This is a genomic window from Idiomarina abyssalis (genome assembly GCF_019797805.1).
Classification (GTDB): domain Bacteria; phylum Pseudomonadota; class Gammaproteobacteria; order Enterobacterales; family Alteromonadaceae; genus Idiomarina; species Idiomarina abyssalis.
The window spans coordinates 2,384,210-2,402,716 of sequence record NZ_CP081832.1 but is presented as its reverse complement, the minus strand read 5'-3'; the positions used below and the strand labels follow the sequence as shown (position 1 = coordinate 2,402,716).

General features: G+C 47.9%; 19 protein-coding genes. 10 read left to right on the top strand and 9 right to left on the bottom strand.

The features are described 5' to 3' along the window. Window positions 1-4: 4 nt before the first annotated feature. On the bottom strand, window positions 5-2,605 hold the full coding sequence (locus tag K5X84_RS11540; RefSeq protein WP_222235931.1) for a TonB-dependent receptor plug domain-containing protein: 2,601 nt from the start codon (window positions 2,603-2,605) through the stop codon (window positions 5-7). Between the two features lie 385 nt (window positions 2,606-2,990). Between K5X84_RS11540 and K5X84_RS11535 the strand changes: the two genes are divergently transcribed. After that, window positions 2,991-4,667, top strand: a complete 1,677-nt coding sequence (locus K5X84_RS11535) for a cyanophycinase (protein WP_222235930.1) — start codon at window positions 2,991-2,993, stop codon at window positions 4,665-4,667. A 208-nt stretch (window positions 4,668-4,875) separates the two neighbouring features. Here the strand turns inward: K5X84_RS11535 and pyrE are convergent, their stop codons facing one another. Continuing rightward, window positions 4,876-5,520, bottom strand: coding sequence for an orotate phosphoribosyltransferase (gene pyrE / locus K5X84_RS11530; RefSeq protein WP_222235929.1), 645 nt, complete (start codon window positions 5,518-5,520; stop codon window positions 4,876-4,878). A gap of 36 nt (window positions 5,521-5,556) precedes the next feature. Next, window positions 5,557-6,270, bottom strand: a complete 714-nt coding sequence (rph, locus tag K5X84_RS11525) for a ribonuclease PH (RefSeq protein ID WP_126782790.1) — start codon at window positions 6,268-6,270, stop codon at window positions 5,557-5,559. Between the two features lie 136 nt (window positions 6,271-6,406). On the opposite strand from rph, the gene smrA reads away from it, so the two are divergent. Together smrA and K5X84_RS11515 are read left to right on the top strand one after the other, a co-directional pair. Continuing rightward, window positions 6,407-6,994, top strand: a complete 588-nt coding sequence (gene smrA / locus K5X84_RS11520) for a DNA endonuclease SmrA (RefSeq protein ID WP_222235928.1) — start codon at window positions 6,407-6,409, stop codon at window positions 6,992-6,994. A gap of 29 nt (window positions 6,995-7,023) precedes the next feature. Beyond that, window positions 7,024-7,887, top strand: coding sequence for a YicC/YloC family endoribonuclease (locus K5X84_RS11515; RefSeq protein WP_222235927.1), 864 nt, complete (start codon window positions 7,024-7,026; stop codon window positions 7,885-7,887). 130 nt (window positions 7,888-8,017) lie between these two features. On the opposite strand, the gene K5X84_RS11510 is transcribed toward K5X84_RS11515, so the two are convergent. Beyond that, window positions 8,018-9,046 (bottom strand): sodium:calcium antiporter, encoded by a 1,029-nt coding sequence (locus K5X84_RS11510; RefSeq protein ID WP_222235926.1) that lies wholly within the window; start codon window positions 9,044-9,046, stop codon window positions 8,018-8,020. Window positions 9,047-9,175: 129 nt separating this feature from the next. Here K5X84_RS11510 and K5X84_RS11505 point away from each other — a divergent pair, with 129 nt between their 5' ends. From K5X84_RS11505 to K5X84_RS11495, 3 genes are all read left to right on the top strand, one after another. Then, window positions 9,176-9,472 carry a hypothetical protein gene (locus K5X84_RS11505; protein ID WP_222235925.1) on the top strand — a complete coding sequence of 99 codons (297 nt, stop codon included), beginning with the start codon at window positions 9,176-9,178 and terminating at the stop codon, window positions 9,470-9,472. 17 nt (window positions 9,473-9,489) lie between these two features. Further along, window positions 9,490-9,909, top strand: coding sequence for a nuclear transport factor 2 family protein (locus K5X84_RS11500; RefSeq protein WP_222235924.1), 420 nt, complete (start codon window positions 9,490-9,492; stop codon window positions 9,907-9,909). A gap of 155 nt (window positions 9,910-10,064) precedes the next feature. Continuing rightward, on the top strand, window positions 10,065-11,933 hold the full coding sequence (locus K5X84_RS11495; protein ID WP_222235923.1) for a DUF885 domain-containing protein: 1,869 nt from the start codon (window positions 10,065-10,067) through the stop codon (window positions 11,931-11,933). Window positions 11,934-12,010: 77 nt separating this feature from the next. On the opposite strand, the gene K5X84_RS11490 is transcribed toward K5X84_RS11495, so the two are convergent. Next, window positions 12,011-12,910: a diguanylate cyclase domain-containing protein gene (locus K5X84_RS11490; protein ID WP_222235922.1), complete on the bottom strand. Its 900-nt coding sequence runs from the start codon at window positions 12,908-12,910 to the stop codon at window positions 12,011-12,013. 126 nt (window positions 12,911-13,036) lie between these two features. On the opposite strand from K5X84_RS11490, the gene K5X84_RS11485 reads away from it, so the two are divergent. Further along, entirely contained in the window at window positions 13,037-14,119 is a 1,083-nt protein-coding gene (locus tag K5X84_RS11485) for a GGDEF domain-containing protein (protein WP_222235921.1), read from the top strand. Between the two features lie 5 nt (window positions 14,120-14,124). Here K5X84_RS11485 and K5X84_RS11480 read toward each other — a convergent pair whose 3' ends face one another. After that, window positions 14,125-14,730, bottom strand: coding sequence for a methyltransferase family protein (locus tag K5X84_RS11480; protein ID WP_222235920.1), 606 nt, complete (start codon window positions 14,728-14,730; stop codon window positions 14,125-14,127). A gap of 130 nt (window positions 14,731-14,860) precedes the next feature. Here K5X84_RS11480 and K5X84_RS11475 point away from each other — a divergent pair, with 130 nt between their 5' ends. Next, window positions 14,861-15,331 (top strand): hypothetical protein, encoded by a 471-nt coding sequence (locus tag K5X84_RS11475; protein ID WP_244994788.1) that lies wholly within the window; start codon window positions 14,861-14,863, stop codon window positions 15,329-15,331. A gap of 10 nt (window positions 15,332-15,341) precedes the next feature. Here K5X84_RS11475 and K5X84_RS11470 read toward each other — a convergent pair whose 3' ends face one another. Further along, window positions 15,342-15,620: a peptidylprolyl isomerase gene (locus tag K5X84_RS11470; RefSeq protein WP_222235919.1), complete on the bottom strand. Its 279-nt coding sequence runs from the start codon at window positions 15,618-15,620 to the stop codon at window positions 15,342-15,344. 26 nt (window positions 15,621-15,646) lie between these two features. Then, window positions 15,647-16,081 carry a nuclear transport factor 2 family protein gene (locus tag K5X84_RS11465; RefSeq protein ID WP_222235918.1) on the bottom strand — a complete coding sequence of 145 codons (435 nt, stop codon included), beginning with the start codon at window positions 16,079-16,081 and terminating at the stop codon, window positions 15,647-15,649. 86 nt (window positions 16,082-16,167) lie between these two features. Between K5X84_RS11465 and K5X84_RS11460 the strand changes: the two genes are divergently transcribed. Continuing rightward, on the top strand, window positions 16,168-16,590 hold the full coding sequence (locus K5X84_RS11460) for a secondary thiamine-phosphate synthase enzyme YjbQ (protein WP_222235917.1): 423 nt from the start codon (window positions 16,168-16,170) through the stop codon (window positions 16,588-16,590). A 138-nt stretch (window positions 16,591-16,728) separates the two neighbouring features. On the opposite strand, the gene K5X84_RS11455 is transcribed toward K5X84_RS11460, so the two are convergent. Then, on the bottom strand, window positions 16,729-17,955 hold the full coding sequence (locus tag K5X84_RS11455) for an MFS transporter (RefSeq protein ID WP_244994787.1): 1,227 nt from the start codon (window positions 17,953-17,955) through the stop codon (window positions 16,729-16,731). Window positions 17,956-18,040: 85 nt separating this feature from the next. Between K5X84_RS11455 and K5X84_RS11450 the strand changes: the two genes are divergently transcribed. Next, window positions 18,041-18,487: a GNAT family N-acetyltransferase gene (locus K5X84_RS11450; RefSeq protein WP_222235916.1), complete on the top strand. Its 447-nt coding sequence runs from the start codon at window positions 18,041-18,043 to the stop codon at window positions 18,485-18,487. Window positions 18,488-18,507 lie beyond the last annotated feature (20 nt).

The window sequence follows — 18,507 nt, the reverse complement described above, 5'->3', positions numbered from 1 at the left end:
CCTGTTAAAAGTTAGCGGTATAACGCAACGATACCTGACGACCTAACCAGTCATGAACTGAAGAAGCATAACCATTTGTCGGTGACGACGCATAAGGCGGCTCTTCGTCCAGCAAATTGCGTACTGTTAACAAGAAACGGTGGTTCTCGGTTAAGTCATAGCCAACACTGGCGTTCCAGGTTAACCAGGCATCAACAGTATCATTACCGCCGAATTTAAAGTCACCATCACCCAAGCTACTGACGTAATGACCGTTTAGGTTCGCGTTATAATCAGACAACTGCCATTCAACGCCGAAGTCGGCGACAAATTCAGGGCGTGCAATTTCTGCCGCACCACTTAAACGACCCAGCAGATCTTCCGCTTCTGAATCGGCTGTCAGCTTACGCTCGTAACTGAAAGTGCGTGTACCACTGGCATAAACGTTGAACTGACCATATGCCGCTGTGTTCAGGCTGTAGTCCGTTCGAATATCAACACCATCGGTTTTCTGTTCACCCACGTTGAAGTAACCGGTGCGCAAGAAAACCAGATCACCCTGGGCATTCACGACACAACCAAACTCACTGTTCAGCTGGCTTTCGTCGCTAACAACTGGTGACGTGCCAGCGACGCAGGCATCCAGAGTGGTGTTGGCGTCGATATCAACAATGTCTTCATGGTCGTAGCGCCAGTAGTCAGCTGTAAACTGCCAGGCGTCAGTAATGTTCCAGGAAACGCCCATGTTATATGCGACCGACTTCTCAGCTTCGAGATCCAGGTTACCTAAGGTTTCTTGGTCTAACTCTAGTTCTCCTTGTTCGTTACCTGAAGTGCCGCATAAAGAAACATAAGGGTCATCTGGCGTACAGTTGATGTAAGCGGCAGATAAGGACGTTCCTGCTCCCAACTGAGTTAAGGAAGGTGCGCGGAACCCTGTGCTGGCAGATGCTCTCAGAATCAGGTCATCTGTCGCACGCCAACGCAGAGACAGTTTAGGATTTACGTCGCCACCAAAGTCACTGTAATGGTCATAGCGTAAAGCCGCGATCGCATCAACTGACTGAGTGAGTGGCAGATGGAATTCGCCATAAAAAGCATACTGACTTCGGTCCGCCTCAGCCTGGCTTGCACCTAGTGCGAAGACACCGTTGTTAGCGGCAATGGCTGCGGGCTCATCAAATAGCTCTTCACGGCGGTACTCACCACCAAAAACAGATTTCACATAACCAGCAGGCATTTCAAATAAATCACCTGCAATGTTGAAATCAATAGAAAACAGCTCCGATTCGCCGTTTCTTGGCGCCAGAGTCCGTAAATCAGCAAGAGTGCTCGCATCGTTGTTACGACCTAAATTGAATGGGTCGAAACGCCCTTCGGCAATTGCTTCATCAACAGCGTCTACTGAATAGAAGCCAGCGGTGTGCAGAATCTCACTCTCTGACTTGCCGTAACTGGCGGCTGTTTCCCAGCTCCAGTAACCGATTTCACCACGAAGTCCTGCCAACATACGGTATGAGGTATCGGTATACTCCTGAGTACGACGATCGGGGAAGCGTGAGCTGATATAGATTGGGTCTGTAGATCCATCAGTCTCGTTAATTTCACTCGCCCATTCCGGCACTACGGGTGAATCTCCGGGGATATTTGCCGAGAATGCAGCTCCGGAGTCATAAGCGTGTCCCTCATTACGCTGAAACATGGCTTCGGCAAAAAACTCGGTTCGGTCGTTTACTCGATAATAATGATTAACGGTTGCTCCGAGGTTATCGAAGTCAGGCTGAATAACCCGTTGTATCACATAGTCGTAATCGCAGCGTTCATTGGCTACTGCGGTACCATTGTTGCAATAAGGTTCTGCGTATTCGGTGCCATCAATATCAACAAAAGTGCTGGACTTAAAGGTTACGTCAATAGGGCGATCTGAATTGAACACAGAGTTTTGACTGGCGTAATCTAAAATGACCGTGGTGTTACTGTTCTTGGTATTAAAACCGCCAACATAAGTTGCGTTATAACGGCTGCCATCTGCCGAGTCGCTATCATCTCCGTACATCAGGGAGACTTCGTGACCTTCAAAGTCCTTGCGCATAATAAAGTTAATGACGCCTGCAATGGCATCTGAACCGTAAATGGAAGAAGCACCGTCGGTCAGTACTTCAATTCGATCAATGGCAGACATGGGAATGTTATTCACATTGACGAAAGAGTCTGCGCCATTGGCGAAAGAGCTGACATTAACGCGACGGCCATTCACCAGAACCAGTGTTGAGCTGCTGCCGAGTCCGCGCAAGCTGACGCCTGCCGAACCTGCCGGTGCGCCATCGGCTCCGCCAACACCGCCGTTTTCTGTAAAGGTACCAGCGGTAGCGGCTTGTGGTAAATCTTTTAAGAACGATCCAACACTGATATGGCCTCGCTCATTCAAATCTTCTTGACTGAAAATTTGAACCGGATTGGCACCTTCCATATCAACGCCTTTTAAGCGTGATCCAGTGACTTGAATATTTTCGTCGATTTGAGCTTGTTCTTGTTGTTCGCTTTCAGTATTCGCTTGCTGCATTGCAAGTGCGACAGGCGAAAGAGTTAGACCCGCTAATGGGATCAATAGGCTCCACTTGGACATAGGAATCTCCTTTGTGGTTTTTTAATTTTTGAGATTTTCCCGTGTGAACGGGATTTATGTCACGAGTCGTGTCTTATTGACACACAAAGGCTCATGCATATTGCTCGTAAGAGAGTTTTAGCGGGGGAGGCAGTGGTGCACTCGCCGCAGTAACCAGACTGGCTACCGTGGCCTATTCGTCGAACCACTCCGAAAGGTAGAAACTATCGTAGTGATAGTTGGTTAGTTGATAAGCTTTTTTTAGCATAACGGTTATAATTATCCTAATAATTTGCTGTCTTAAATTTGACAGTGGCATAGGAATAGCACTAGCGTTGCTAGCTGTCAATTTAGTCAAATATCATAGCCGGACGGAACGAGTGGCTGATTACTAGGGGTTTTGTTTATGGTCAAACGGTTGTTTTCCAAAGTTTTTATTGCCATTTGCGCACCGGTTTTGGTGGCGTCTGTAAGTGCTGAAGAAGATAAAAATTTTCGTCACTTGTTATTAGCCGGCGGCGGATTAGAGGCTTGTTCCAGTTTCGCGTCGGACAATTGCGACGACGTTGACTGGATAGATAAGGACACCATGCGCACCGACAGATACCTCAATCTGTCAAAAAAGTTTCGCTCCAAAGCAACGGCAGAGTCGGTTTGGCCAACCTACCGTGAAGAAACTCGCAAGAAGGTGGCCGATGCGCTGGAATTGATTCATGAACGTTTAAAAGAAGATATTGTTCCTGAACGTGTTTTCCTGCGTGAATTTACCCGTCGTGCGACACAGCAGCTTTATAACGCATTGTCAGACGCGGAATGGAACCGGATTATCGATTTAATTGAGCTTCCTGTTCCCGACTCTGCCCGTGAAGTTGTTAATTTGGATGAAAACCTGAAAGGTGAATCGAAAGCAATTTTTCAGCGTTTTGTTGAAATGGCTCAGTCTGTTGCCGGAGATGATCAGAAGCCGACCATTTATTTTCTGACCTCTGCATCACGTAACCCTTATGACGCTATTGATTTTTACAGCAGTGTATTTGAGCAATTGGGAGCTGAAGCGCATTGGCTGCCTTTGGATTCGGCGTTAGTCAAAGCTCAGCGTGAGGGCCGTTGCGATGAACTAGCAAAAATTCAGCAGGAAGAACTGGGCGCCTACGAACGTGACCGTGTGCACAGAGACCGTTATAAAGAACAGGTCGCGTTTTGCAAAGACTCTGATGCCGCCGCAGAAATGATTGCGAAGGCCGACGGACTGTTTTTTAATGGTGGCGACCAGAATTTAACTCGTTCGACCTTTGTTAAGGCGAATAATCAGCCTGGCGATGTGCTGAAAACGATTATTGCCGCTGTTCAGCAAAAAGAAGTGGTTGTTGGTGGAACCAGCGCAGGTACGGCGGTCATGACCTCTAAGCCGATGATCTCTAACGGTACAACCGCTCAGGCGATAAAAGAAGGGGCGATTGCCTCTGATCCACCGCCGTTTGGGTGTGATTTAGACACCACTTGTCCGCCGAATGTCGGGCCGGACAGCCTGACTTACCATCCGTTAGGTGGCTTGAGCCTGTTCCATTATGCAACCTTAGATACGCACTTTTCTGAGCGAGGCCGGCATGGTCGCTTAATGCGCTTAGCTGCGGCAAGCTCAACACCTTTGTCGATTGGTATTGATGAAAACACCGCGATGGAAGTGAATCTTGAAACTGGGGCGTTTGATATTATTGGCGAGCGCGGTGCTTTCTTTGTAGAAGATGCACAGGGCACCGATAACGCGGTAGCCGGTACTTTCCATTACCTGGTTGCCGGTGCTTCAGGTGTGATTTCCCCTTATGGCCTGCAAACCGCAGAATTCGCTGAAGGTGATGACGTAGTACAGACAGAGCCAACCACAAACTTCTTGTCCGACCGTGGCTTAATTGATTCTATGCGCATTTTGTGTGGTGAGCGTAAGCAGGTTAGCTTGTTGAATAAGGACTACCGCTTAATAGCTCAGCGTGGTGAATCAAGTCGGATTAAGTCTTCAGGTGGTGAATGTCAGGTTATAAACGGCAGCATTGGCATTGCCTGGCAGCCACAGGAACAGCTGTAACGGGTGGCTGCGAATGAAAACGGCTGGTGATTACCCCCTCACCTGAAAGACGCCGTGAACCCATTCCTGGGGGCTTGGGTGGCGCCATCCTTGGCGCCACACACTTTCAGGTGAGGGAATAATCACTTATTGCCGTTTTCCTGTAGCCTGGCGTTTACGTCAGGTCCGATATTCCACCTGACATTCATGCCGAGCAACGAAATACGTATCAGGCGACACCAAACTCGGCGCGATAAGCTTCAACTTTGGGAAGATACTCTTTAAAGGTGTCGTCATCTTTCAAGAAGGTGATTACATCATTTAAGCTGACAATGCTGACAACCTGAGCACCAAAATCACGCTCAACTTCCTGAATGGCCGATAACTCACCTTTGCCTTTTTCCTGACGGTCTAAAGCAATAAGAACACCGGATAACTCAGCGCCGTTAGCCTGAACTATGTCCATGGCTTCGCGAATAGCCGTGCCTGCGGTAATCACGTCATCCACCAGCATTACTTTGCCTTCCAGCGCTGAGCCCACCAGGTTCCCGCCTTCGCCGTGGTCTTTCTTTTCTTTACGGTTAAAACAATATGGGGTGTCCTGCTGATGGTGGTCATATAAGGCAACCGCTGTGGCGGTGGCAATTGGAATGCCTTTGTAAGCCGGGCCAAAAAGCACATCAAAACTGATACCGGAGTCGACCAGCGCGGCGGCATAAAAGCGGCCTAAGCGGGCTAAGTCAGAACCTTTATTAAAAAGCCCTGCATTAAAAAAGTACGGACTGGTGCGGCCGGACTTTAAGGTAAATTCACCAAACTTTAATACGCCACGCTCTATGGCAAACTCAATAAACTCTTTTTGATACGCTTTCATTGCCTGCTTATTCCTCGCTTACGTTTATACTGAAGCTTACGCTAACGCTTGTTTCTGAATATCAATTAACTCACGAATGCTGTGACGCGCCATTTCAACCAGGCTGTTCATTTCGTCAAAACTGAAGGCTTCGCCTTCGGCTGTGCCCTGAATTTCGATAAACTTGCCGGCTTCTGTCATGACTATGTTCATGTCGGTATCGGCTTTTGAGTCTTCAATGTATTCCAGATCGCTGACCGGTTCGCCGTCTAAAATACCGACCGAAATTGCCGCGACCATTTCTTTTAACGGGTTCACTTTGACCATGCCCTGGCCGCGCATCCAGTTCAGCGCGTCAACTAAAGCGACACAAGCACCGGTAATAGACGCGGTACGTGTGCCGCCGTCGGCCTGAATCACGTCACAGTCGATAGTAATGGTGTGTTCACCTAAAGCGCTCATATCGATGCAGGTACGCAGTGAACGGCCAATCAAGCGCTGAATTTCTAAAGTACGACCACCTTGCTTACCGCGGGAGGCTTCGCGGGCGGAACGGGTATGAGTGGCGCGTGGTAACATGCTGTATTCAGCGGTAACCCAGCCCTGTCCTTTACCTTTTAAAAAGCGAGGAACGCCGCGTTCTACCGACGCATTGCAAAGCACTTTGGTTTCGCCAAACTCTATTAAAACCGAGCCTTCTGCGTGTTTGGTAAAGTTACGGGTAATGGTTACCGGTCGAATTTGTTGTGCCGTACGGCCACTTGGACGCATGTCATCTCCTTACTGAGTGAATGTCGCGATGTATAAATTGAGCGCAATTGTAGCAGAATTGGACGATTAATGGATCGCGATTCGCGCAGCAACGTATTACACTAGACCGAGTGGAAAAATATGGACGGGAGGCAGTATGTCGCGTTCAGATGATGAAGAATTTGAGCTGTTTCGTCAGGAAATGACTGACGTAACGCCCTTGGCGGGTGAAGAGGTTGCTGATATTAAGCAGGCTTTTGAACCGACGCTGGCGCAAAAAGAGCGCCGCCGCGCTGCCGAGGCGGAAGAGGCTGCAAACGAAAACTTTTTATCGACCGAGTACGTGGACTTAGTTGAGCCGGATGACGTTATTGAGTTTCATCGTGACGGTGTTCAGGCGGGTGTATTCAAGCGCCTGAAGCAGGGGCGTTACAGTATGGAAGCCAGCCTGAATTTGCACCACCATACACTGGCAGAGGCGCGCACGGCACTGTTTAACTTTGTGAAAGATTGTCACGCCGCGGGTGTACGTACGGCTTTAGTCATCCACGGCATGGGGAAGCATACAAAACCGCATCCGGCACTGATAAAAAGTTACGTGAATAAGTGGCTGCGCGAGCTGGAACCTGTACTGGCGTTTCATAGTGCACAGCGACCCCATGGTGGCCGCGGCGCAGCCTACATAATGATGAAAAAGAACGCCGAACAGAAACAAAAGAACCGTGAAAAGCACGCTAAGCGGTAACAGAAACGATTCGTTTTAAAGGAACCGACATGATTCAAAGTATGACCGGCTATGCTCGTTACGAGCAAAAAGCCGACTGGGGCACCGCAGTTTGGGAAATTCGTTCAGTTAACCAACGTTATCTGGAAACTTACTTTCGTTTACCGGAAACCTTCCGTTCACTGGAAAATTCACTACGTGAGCAGTTTCGTAAAAAGCTGCAGCGGGGCAAAGTTGAATGCAAACTGAGCCTGCAGGTAGATGAAGCCCAGCAAAGCGCCTTGTCGATTAACGAAGACCTAGCGAAAAGTGTTATTGCCAGCGCCAAATGGGTAAGCCAACACTCCGCCGCCGGGCAGTTAAACCCTATTGATGTTCTAAAATGGCCCGGCGTTGTTGCTGCTCAGGACCAGGACATGGACGAGCTGCAAAAAGACGTTCTGGCTGCTTTGGAAAAGACCACCAACGACTTTATTGAAAACCGCAAAAGTGAAGGCGCAGCTATTGATAAAATGCTGCAGGAACGTTTAGACGGTGTGACCACACAGGTAGCTTTTGTGCGTGAACGCATGCCGGAAGTTATGGCGTGGCAACGCGAACGCTTACTAACCCGTTTTGAAGAAGCTAAAGTTGAACTAGAGCCGCAGCGTGTAGAACAGGAAATGGTGATGTTGGCGCAGAAAACTGACGTAGCCGAAGAGCTCGACCGTTTAGACGCGCACGTAGAAGAAGCTCGCAAAATATTGCAAAAAGGCGGCCCCTGCGGACGCCGTCTGGACTTTATGATGCAAGAGTTCAACCGCGAAGCAAACACCCTGGCCTCTAAGTCTATCAACTCTGACATTACCGCTGCTGCGGTGGAGTTGAAGGTTTTGATAGAGCAGATGAGAGAGCAAATTCAAAACATCGAGTAACTCTTATCTCTATAATCTCTCTTTATTTGGCTCATTCTGTGAGCCAAATAACCTGCTTATTCGGCTCACGTTCTAAAATAGAGATTAACGAGTCATTATTAGCAAGTAGTGCAGCACAACAAAGCTTTATCTAGCTTATCAACAACCACACCCCACCAAGGTATAGCACGGTAATAAGTACGCTTTCCAAACCAATACGGCCGGGGCCTTCACGCTCACGCCGAATGAGCCCCATGATCAGAATGGCTGACATTAACAGTGTCAGGCACACCCAGAACAAGGTACCGTCGGTCATGGTGTGATAAATCGATCCGTCGCGGTAGGCAATATCCGATGCGGCGGTAAATAAGGTATCAAAGGAATTACCACCGATAATACCGCCTACGGCCAGGGTTAATGCGCCACGCCGAACGGCTGCGACGGAAGTGACGAGTTCGGGAATTGATGTGCTAATAGCGGTTAGCATAACGCCTACTATGGTTTGGGTCAGTCCGGTCTCTGTGGCAATGACAGTTGCTGAAGGCTCCAGCATGTAACCGGCAAAACCAAGCACGACAAACAGCACAAAAAACTCACTCGTAAGCCTTAACATTGACGGCATAAGCTTTATGTCATCCGGCTTATCTTCACGCGTTTCACGAGTTTTTGTCGGAGCCCACATAGGCGCATCGTGCGCCCGGTGGACAAGGTGAATACCGTAAATATAAACAAGAAACAGTATGGGCGTGACAGGGTGTAACCCCCAGACCGTGACATTAGGCAAAAGCGGAGTCATGAGAATAAGCGAAAGCAGAACAATAAGCAGTGCGTTTTGCATCATGTTCGGAACCGATGCTGCTGCATGCTCAAGGTTAGCGCGTCGGTAGACCATATCGGCCACCGCCAGGAAAAAGGTTTGTACCGCAATACCACCCAGAGCATTGCTCATTGCCAGTTCTGCGTTGCCGTTCCATGCTGCGGTAACCGACAACACGGAGCCGCCAATGGAAGTTGTACCGCCCAGTAACACCGCGCCTGCTGCGGCTTCACCGATACCGGTGCGATCGGCAAGCTGATCGACAATACGTGTAATGCGGGTTCCGGCAATAGCTATAATCAGAGCGCAAACCCCAAATACCGCCAGTCCTTGAAATAACGTCCAGTTTTCAGGGTTTAACAAATGCCAATGCCCCTTACGACGACTGATAAAATGAGTATAGCTAGCTGACTAAGCGGATCAAACGCCAGGCAGGGCAACATTGCTGTTATTAGGTTATCCTATGGCTAGAAAGCTATTAAAGGTGTTTGCATGCGAAAAACGGACAAAAAGCTGGAACGGGAGATAATCCGAGAGCTGACTCAGTTGTGCGAAGTGGCGAAGTTTGAACATGAAGGCTTTATTTGGCTCGCGCATGAAGTGAACTATCAGCACTTTCCGCAAAGTTTGAAGGTGACGCTTGTGTTTAACGAGAGCGTAAGCAAGGATGTATTACTTACCGAGTTTCAGGCGTTGATTCCAAAGGTGCAGTTCGCACTTGAACCTGTAATAGGTGAGCCCTTGCCGGCTGCACAAATTGAAGCGTGCCGGGAACACACACTGCAGTAACTGAATAAGGATTGATCATGCGGCATTTAGCTTCCTGTTTCATGTTCTTTTGCGTTGTCCTATCGGCTCCCGGGCTGGCGGCTTCCGAGCGTTCTGAACAAGTTAAGGGATTCGTGGCCGCGTTTAATGCGCATAATGCGGAGCTAATGTCACAATACGTGACCGATGATATTCAATGGCTGTCGGTTAATGGTGACAGAGTAGCGGTTGAAACCAGCGGGAAGACTGAGCTCATTGAAGCGATGGACGGATACTTTAAATCTTGCGCGTCGTGTCAAAGTGAAGTAACCGACCTAACTGTATTAGGAAACCGTGTCAGTGCAGTGGAAGAAGCAAGCTGGCGGCAGAACGGAGAGCTGAGGTCGCAGAAAAGCCTGGCGATTTACGAGTTTAATAATAGCCTCATTCGTCGCGTTTATTACTTTCCTGCAGAATAAGTTATCTCGCAACAGTGCTCGAGTTATTCCGGACATTTTCACTGGGTTGTCGGCATAGACGTTTGGGCGTAGCTATTACCCCTGCCGTCGTCTCTTCATTGACATCCCGTGCTGTACACGCTATCAAGTTGATGAAACAACAGGAGAGAATACACATGTTTGAATATAAGAAAATTGCGTTGGCTGTCTCGCTGGTGCTAATGACGACCGCTTGTTCAGACGCTTCCAAAGAAGAAGCGACGACGGCAAATGCTCAGTCTCAAAGCGCAACGTCTGAAAACACTACTCAGAATGCTGAACAGACTGAATCTGAAAAAGCCAATAAGCTGTTTGAAGACATTTTTATGGAAAATGTCATGCGCAGCCCAATGTATCAGTCTTATCTTGGTATTAAAGAAGACCAGGACAAATGGGACGATATTTCTGAAGCGGCAGCAGAGGAAGAGCTGGCGTTACAGAAAGAGCATTTAGAGCAAGTGAAGGCGATTGATGAGTCAAAGCTGAATGAGCAGACTAAAATAAGCTGGATGCTGATGAAGCAGAAGCTGGAAAACGAGATTGCTGATTACAAATGGCGTCATCACAACTATCCGGTTAATCAGATGTTTGGCATGCACTCCAGTGTTGCTTCGTTGTTGATTAACCAACACGGTATTAGCGAATTGGACGATGCACAAGATTACATTGCTCGTTTAAATGGCTTGCCGGGGCTGTTTGACCAGTTGGCAGAGAACCTGGAACTGCGGGCTGAAAAAGGCATTATCGCACCGAAATTTGTTTACCCCTACGTAATTAGCGACAGCAAAAACATTATTACCGGTGCGCCGTTTGATGACGGTGAGCCTAGTGCTTTGTGGAAAGACTTCACAAGTAAAGTTGAGAAGCTTGAGCTTGAAGAGAGCCAGCGTGAAGAGCTGTTAGCGTCTGCAGAAAAAGCCATGCTGGAATCGGTTAAGCCTGCCTATGAAGGTTTAATTACCGCGGTGGAAGGTATTGCCGAGCAAGCTACGACCAAAGACGGTGCCTGGAAATTCCCGGACGGTGAAGCGTTTTACAATAATGCGTTAAAGCGCACCACCACGACTGACTTAACCGCAGAAGAAATTCATGAAATTGGTTTAAGTGAAATGGAGCGTATTCATGAAGAAATGCGCGGCATTATGGAAGAAGTGGGATTTGAAGGAACGCTGCAAGAGTTCTTTGTCCATATGCGCAATAGCGAAGAGTTTGTTTACCCGAACACCGAAGAAGGTCGCAAGCGTTATCTGGATGAAGCAACGGCTTACATCGATAACATGCGTGGGCGTTTGGATGAGCTGTTTATCAAAAAGCCTAAAGCTGATTTGATTGTCAAAGCGGTAGAACCTTTCCGTGAGAAGTCAGCGGGTAAGGCCTTCTACCAGCAGCCATCAATGGATGGTACTCGCCCTGGTACTTACTACGCGAACCTTTATGACATGGCGGCTATGCCGACTTATCAGATGGAAGCGCTGGCTTACCATGAAGGTATTCCGGGCCACCATATGCAAATTGCAATTCAGCAAGAGCTGGAAGGCATTCCTAAGTTCCGTCGCTTTGGCCGTTACACTGCTTACAGCGAAGGCTGGGGACTGTACACCGAGAAGTTGCCGAAAGAAATTGGTTTGTACAAAGACCCATACTCCGACTTTGGTCGCTTAGCGATGGAGCTATGGCGTGCGGTTCGTTTAGTTGTTGATACCGGTATTCATGACAAGAAATGGACGCGTGAAGAAGGTATTGATTTCTACGTAACCAATACACCGAACGCAAAGTCAGACGCCGTGAAAATGGTGGAGCGTCACATTGTCATGCCAAGTCAGGCAACTGCCTATAAAATTGGCATGAACAAGATACTGGAATTACGTGAAAAAGCTAAGTCAGAGCTTGGCGATAAATTTGATATTCGTGAGTTCCATGACGTTGTGCTTGGCAGTGGTCCAGTACCGCTGAACATTCTGGAGCAATTTGTTAACGACTACATTAGTGAAACGAAAAGCTCTTAGAACTAGACTTTAAAACGGCAACAGCCGTTTCTGATTCAGCGCACCACCCTTACCAAGGTGGTGCGTTTTTATATCAACTACTCACTTAATTGATTACCGCCATTCCTTTTAGCTCGGTACATAGCCTCGTCAGCCTGACTTATTAGGGTGTCTGCGGTGTCACCGTGCTGTGGCCACAAGGCCATACCCATACTGCAGGTAACGACCTCTTCACCATGGGGCAGTCGCAACGGTGCTTGCATTGCTAGCCGGATTTTTTCTGCCACAGCACGTACCGTCGTTATACCTTCGTCTGTTGAGGGAACGGCATCAATAAGCACCACGAATTCATCGCCACCCAGTCGAGCAACCGTGTCGGTTGCGCGGACTGCCGAAGCCACGCGTTGGGCAACTTCTTTTAACAGTTGATCGCCTGTGGCGTGGCCGTACTCATCATTAATGAACTTGAACTTATCAAGATCCAGATACAGAAGACCTAAACCTGTACCGTCCCGAGTGGCACGCTTTTGGGCTGTACTGACTCTGTCGTAGAACAAGGCGCGATTAGGTAATTGAGTTAGGGGATCAGTCAGTGCCATGTGCTCAAGGCGAGCAATCAAGCTTTCGCGGTCGCGCTCCAGGCGCTTTTGTTCAGAGATATCGCGGGCAACGCCAACTCGCCTTTGATCTCGCTCTGACCAGCGAGCTGACCAAAGTATGTGTGCAACAGATCCGTCTTTACGTATATAACGGTTCTCGAAGTGAACCACTTGGTCACCTGAGTTTATTTTCTGTGCTATAGCCATGGTTGCCTGGTGGTCGTCAGGGTGAATGAAGTCGAACATTGAGCGATTCATCATTTCGTCGGGTGTATAACCAAATACGCGCTGAGTGCCAGGGCTTAAATAACTAAACCGGTGCTGCTGGTCAACGACGCATATAGCATCGAGCAGAAGATCCATATACTCGGCGAGTGCTGCAAATGCAGTTTTGTTCATGAGTTTGCCCGGTTTTTCTGGAATTATAGCCATCTTAATGGAAGCTGCCAGATAAGTAACCAGTGACATAAGTTCCAATCACTGTGAAACCGCGCTAGCATAAGAAAAAAGCAGCAAAAGCGACTTATGAAATATTGGCGTAAATACCATCCGACCATTGGCACTGATGATCCCAGGTATCATCAGGTGTCACTGATCTATAGTGTTTTGCTGATTATGCTGATTTACTTCGGCTTAATTGGCTTGCTGAATATTACGCTTTTTGATGCTGCCGATATTGCCATATACGACTTTTCCGGCTTTGTTTTAGCCGCTGCTATCTACTTTTACGTTAGCCGTGGTGGTAATTTCAAAGTGGCTGGGTGGATAGTGACTCTAACCTTGGTTTTCGTCCTGTTAGCTTTTATTCATTTGGCTGAAGGACGAAATTATTCGTTGCTGTGGGTTACGATTTTACCGCCGATTGCCTTTTTCTTATTGGGGCCAACCGCCGGTACATGGGTGACGGGACTGGTATTCGCTTATTGCGGCTGGTTTTTGTATAAACTGTTGGGTCTTGGTGTTCCGGGAAATTTAAGTTTAGGTGCTCTTTTTAATTTTGTGGAAGTTGCAACCGCACAGGTTTTTCTGTTTCGTTATTATGAACGCTCACGGCGTGAGGCTTATGAGCAACTGCAAAAGACCTCAACAACAGATCCTTTAACGGGCATTTTTAACCGCCTGCACATAGATAATAGCTTAAAGAGCTTATTGGCCTCCTCGAAGCGAGACTTAAAACCTACATCGATATTGTTGCTGGATGTCGATCATTTCAAACGCATTAATGATGAATATGGCCACATTGCGGGTGATAAAGTATTGGTGGCGATTGGCAATGTAATGAAAGAGACAACCCGGGAGGGTGATTTAGTCGGTCGCTGGGGTGGTGAAGAGTTCTTAATTATTTGTCCTGATACTGATGGCGGTAAGGCAGCAAATATTGCGAACCGGATTGTAGAAAGACTCAATAAGCAGCCGCTATTGGATGACATTAATGCGACCGTCAGTATTGGCATTGCAACAGCTTCGGGCCGCGATAAAAAGGATACTGTTGAAACTCTTCTGCAAACTGCTGATAAAAACCTTTACAAGGCAAAAGCAGACGGGAGGAATACAGTGGTTGCCAGCTACGATGATATTGCCTTAACTTCAGCCCACAGCACAACTTAACGAACTTAAAACCAGCGCGGCACCTGGTTCTTGTATTGCCGGTATTCCTCACCGTAGAGTTCACTCAGTGCTTGTTCTTCTTTTACCGCTTGCAGGCGTATCATTGCGACGCCCATTGCCAGACAGATGAGTGTAAACAGGCTGGGCAGCGTCAAAAATAACCCAATTTGTCCCAACATAATGGCTAAAAACATAGGGTTCCGGGAGCGTGAAAAAGGCCCTTTTGTCAGCAAGGCCCGGTTTCTATCGGAGTCTATCCCTGAGCGCCAGTCTTGTCTCATGTAAGCATGGTTGTAGCTCACGAGCCCCAGAGATACCAGCATAGTGACCATGCCAATGGAAAGAACCCAGGGGCTATAAAGTGAGGCGAAAATGCCCAACCAGGGATCTATAGGGAAGAAAACGCGGGCAATACAAACAACTAAAATGGCTCCACGAAAAAGGTTAAAGACCTGCCTTATCCACCAGGTAGCACTGCCTTTTTCCCCATACTGAATGTGACTTTGTGCGGTGCGCTTTGAAAGCCCAATGGCGGTGCTTGCGTAATGAACCGCAATAAAGAGAAAGTACAGTGCTAAAAAATGACGGCTAATTAGGTCAATATCAGGCAAAAAGAGCTCCGTTCAGTTGGTATGCTTAGTCTCTTCTATTTTACGGTTCCTTAAAGATATTGAAAGAGTTGAGTGAAATCACCACTTCTGTGCTATTCATTAAGTAAGCGTCTAAACTGAGAGTAGCGTTATGCGATATACATTTTATTCTGGGCTGGCTCTAAGCGGCATGCTGTTATTGGCAGGCTGTGCATCACCTTCTTCCTCAGTACTTATTGGCGAAGCTCGCCCTGAAATTCCGGTTGAGCAGGTGAAGGTGTACTTAGAAAAGCCAGAGAGCTACGAAGAAATTGCGTTGATAGAAGCGACCAGTGATTCGTCCTGGAGTTTTGGTGAACAAGCTAAAGTAGAGGCGGTTCTGCAACGCTTGAAAAAAGAGGCGGCGAAGGTAGGCGCAAATGGGGTTTTACTTGAAAAAACGGGTGATAAAGAAGGTAACTCCGTTTATGTGGGCACCGGTGCCGGAGGCTACTCAGGGAACGTTGGGTTTGGTGTCAGTGTGGGCAAAGCGTTTGGACTGACCGATAAAACCGGAGAAGGCATCGCTATTTATGTAGAGCCTGGTAAAAAGGACGCCGACCCGGTTGAGGAGCAAGAATAAAAACGGTTTGTTAGCTGCGGGACAATGTCTTAATTAAGTGCCAGCCGAACTGAGTTTTGACCGGCCCGTGCACTTCAAGAGTGGGCTTGCCGAACACGACTTTGTCAAAAGCAGAAACCATTTGGCCGCGATTAAACTCGCCTAAATCGCCGCCTTTTTTGCCGGAGGGGCAAAGTGAGTGCTTACGTGCTAACTCTGCAAACTTAGCGCCCTGCGCAAGTTGCTCTTTTAGCGTTTCGGCTTCGTCTTTGGTTTCGACCAAAATATGTAATGCGTGTGCTCGTGCCATTCTTTGCCTCCGGTGGCTGTTTACTTTTATTCAGGGACTTCAGTTGCGTTCCAGTTGACGGCTTTCCAGCGACCGTCACGCTCAATTAAAACGCCGGTATTGTAATAGTATTTTGTTACTTTTCCTTCCTCTTCGGCGGTTAGCGTGAAATTAAATACCACGGTATCGCCAAACTGTTTTACTTCGATGTCTTCGGCCCCGTACCAAACTTTTACTTCTTCAGGGTCTTTAGCTTTGGCGTCTTTCATGCCGGACATAAGGTGTTCTTTACCAAAGCGGTTACCGCTGGAGCTGGTATAAGTGAGTTCTTCTGCCCAGAACCGGTCATGAGCTTTTGGTGAATTAATGCTGGCGCCATACAAAAATGCTTTTACGGCTTTTGTGGTGGCTTCTTCGACACTTTCTTGGGCTAAACTTGTTATGCTGAATAAAAGCGTAAAAACGATCAGTAAGTATCGCATTAGTATCATTCCTTTAAGTTATGACGTTGTTTTCGATATGCTCTAAGCATATGGCAAGCTTTCATGTACAGCAAACAGGTTTACAAATGCTTATCAAACAAACGGAACTTCAGTTACGGGCTCGACCGCGAGGTTTTCATCTTATTACCAGCGAGGTTGAGCAGGCCTTATCGCAGCTTGGGCAGGTTCAGGTGGGTTTATTGCATGTGTTTATTAGGCACACCTCTGCGTCGTTGACTATTAATGAAAACGCCGACCCAACGGTCAGGCAGGACTTTGAAAGCCATTTTAATGAGATGGTACCGGAAAATGCCCCCTATTATCGTCATACGTTTGAGGGGCCGGATGATATGCCGGCACATTTAAAGTCGAGCATTCTTGGTAGCAGTCTGACCGTTCCTGTGACAAATGGCCGTTTAAATATGGGAACCTGGCAGGGTATTTATCTTTGCGAGCATCGGGACCATGGCGGCGCACGCACCTTAGTTCTCACGCTTCAGGGTGAGTAGAAGGTTAGTGAGCATTAACTCTAACTGAAGCGTCCGAGAACAAAAATAAGTGCCAGAGCGGCAACAATACAGACGATAGCGATAACGCCGTACTTATAAATACGCTGGTCTTTAATTTTAGTGGCCATAATGCCTTCTCTATGCTGATAGCTTGCGCATTGCCCATAAACCAATGATTGGTCCGGGCAGCAGAAGCCAGGTAACCCACTCGTTATGTATAGACCACAAATTACTGGTTAGCCATATGGCCGGTAGTGTTAATGAAAAACCAATAGCATTCATTATGGCCAGTGCAGAACCAACATTTTCTTTGGGTGCAAAATGAGCGGCCAGCGCTGAAAATTGCGGAGAGTCAGCAATAACCGTAAGACCCCAAAACAGCAATAAAGCGAAAAGTATCCAGGCGGGAAGTTCTGTCATTAAAGGGTACAGCAAACAAATACTGCCGGAGCTGAATAATGCCAGTCTGGCAACGGTTAGCCCCGGGAGCCGTTTGGTCAGTAAACCACCGCCAATACAGCCCAGGCTGCCAATAGCAATAATGAAAAAGGCCAGCCAGGGTACTGCGCTTAAAGGAAGGTTAAGAGCGGTTAGAGGTTGCAACACTAGCAACGGTGTTAACATCCAGAACGCGTATAACTCCCAGCAGTGACCAAAGTAACCGACAGCAACGGCTCTGAATTTGGGGCGTGTTAATGCGCGCAAGCCAGAGCGCAACGTATGAGCTGACGCGGTAGCCGGCAGATGAGGACCACTGCCAAGCCATCCTACTAAGAGGCCGCCAAGCAATGCCAGTAGCGAAGATACCAGCAGCGGGATCTGCCAGGAAAAATCCAGGGTTATTCCGCGCATGAGGTGCGGCAAAGCCGTACCCAGAGTCAGCATGGCTAGTAGCCAGGCAAGTGCGCTGCCTGCATAGCGGGGCACCCAGGATATCACCAGTTTCATTCCCATTGGGTAAATTCCGGCTAAACAAAGCCCGGTTAAAAAGCGCAGCAACCAGGCGATGCTGGCAATATCAACGGTAAGGATAAACAGTGCATTAACAGCTGCACCAACCATGCTTGAGAACAGGAAAATCTGGCTGGCCCGGTAGCGATCCGCCAGCCCGGTTAGTGCCAGTGTCAGAGTGCCGATAATAAAACCCAGCTGCACGGCCAGAGTTAGAGCGCCTAAGTCTGACTCAGTGAGTTGCTGTTCTGCCGACAAAGGAAGCCAGACACCGTTAATGCTGAACCACAAGGACGTGCCCAGTAATTGAGAGAGAATAATTAAGGGCAAGGCAAGTTTCTGGTGCAGTTTGGTATTGCTTAGCATGGCGCCGTTAGTTGCATCTTTTAGGAGGTTATTTTTTATAGGACTCACATTACCTTAGTTAGCGAACTAACGCGACGTTAGGTTTTCTTCTGTGCTAATTTACGTTGGAAACCCATTGTTAAAACAAAGAGCGATGTTAAAGAAAGCTGAATTAAACGAATTAAAAGTGGCGTTGACCTGGCCTGAGAATGCTGCAGAGTTCCGGCTGTGGTTTGGCGATAAAGTTCGGTATGGCAGCCCTGCGGACGCTATCTGGCAACAAATTAAAGGCAATGAACGCGGCACTTTTGCGTTTTATCAGAATGAAGAGCTGATTGGTTTTGCTCAGGCTTATGAAAAAGTCGAGAACGGTATTCACATAGCCTGCCTTATTGTTAACCCGAAAATGAGAGGCAAAGGGCTGGGGCGGTTATTTGTAAAAGCATTAATGGAAAATGCCTGGGCGCAGGAGCAAGTCAGGTTTATTACATTGAATGTATACCCTGAAAATACGCCGGCGCGGTCACTTTATAAAGACCTGGGGTTTCACGAGGTAGGTGAGAATAATGGTATGGTCTCTATGCAACTGGAGAGAGACTAATTCAAAAGGCTTTGCTCTGT

Coding starts and splice junctions, on each gene's coding strand:
- K5X84_RS11535 (WP_222235930.1), top strand. CDS start 2,991: ATGGTCAAACGGTTGTTTTCCAAAGTTTTTATTGCCATTTGCGCACCG.
- K5X84_RS11505 (WP_222235925.1), top strand. CDS start 9,176: ATGCGAAAAACGGACAAAAAGCTGGAACGGGAGATAATCCGAGAGCTG.
- K5X84_RS11450 (WP_222235916.1), top strand. CDS start 18,041: ATGTTAAAGAAAGCTGAATTAAACGAATTAAAAGTGGCGTTGACCTGG.
- K5X84_RS11465 (WP_222235918.1), bottom strand. CDS start 16,081: ATGCGATACTTACTGATCGTTTTTACGCTTTTATTCAGCATAACAAGT.
- K5X84_RS11495 (WP_222235923.1), top strand. CDS start 10,065: ATGTTTGAATATAAGAAAATTGCGTTGGCTGTCTCGCTGGTGCTAATG.
- K5X84_RS11490 (WP_222235922.1), bottom strand. CDS start 12,910: ATGAACAAAACTGCATTTGCAGCACTCGCCGAGTATATGGATCTTCTG.
- K5X84_RS11540 (WP_222235931.1), bottom strand. CDS start 2,605: ATGTCCAAGTGGAGCCTATTGATCCCATTAGCGGGTCTAACTCTTTCG.
- rph (WP_126782790.1), bottom strand. CDS start 6,270: ATGCGTCCAAGTGGCCGTACGGCACAACAAATTCGACCGGTAACCATT.
- smrA (WP_222235928.1), top strand. CDS start 6,407: ATGTCGCGTTCAGATGATGAAGAATTTGAGCTGTTTCGTCAGGAAATG.
- pyrE (WP_222235929.1), bottom strand. CDS start 5,520: ATGAAAGCGTATCAAAAAGAGTTTATTGAGTTTGCCATAGAGCGTGGC.
- K5X84_RS11460 (WP_222235917.1), top strand. CDS start 16,168: ATGCTTATCAAACAAACGGAACTTCAGTTACGGGCTCGACCGCGAGGT.
- K5X84_RS11485 (WP_222235921.1), top strand. CDS start 13,037: ATGAAATATTGGCGTAAATACCATCCGACCATTGGCACTGATGATCCC.
- K5X84_RS11515 (WP_222235927.1), top strand. CDS start 7,024: ATGATTCAAAGTATGACCGGCTATGCTCGTTACGAGCAAAAAGCCGAC.
- K5X84_RS11475 (WP_244994788.1), top strand. CDS start 14,861: ATGCGATATACATTTTATTCTGGGCTGGCTCTAAGCGGCATGCTGTTA.
- K5X84_RS11470 (WP_222235919.1), bottom strand. CDS start 15,620: ATGGCACGAGCACACGCATTACATATTTTGGTCGAAACCAAAGACGAA.
- K5X84_RS11500 (WP_222235924.1), top strand. CDS start 9,490: ATGCGGCATTTAGCTTCCTGTTTCATGTTCTTTTGCGTTGTCCTATCG.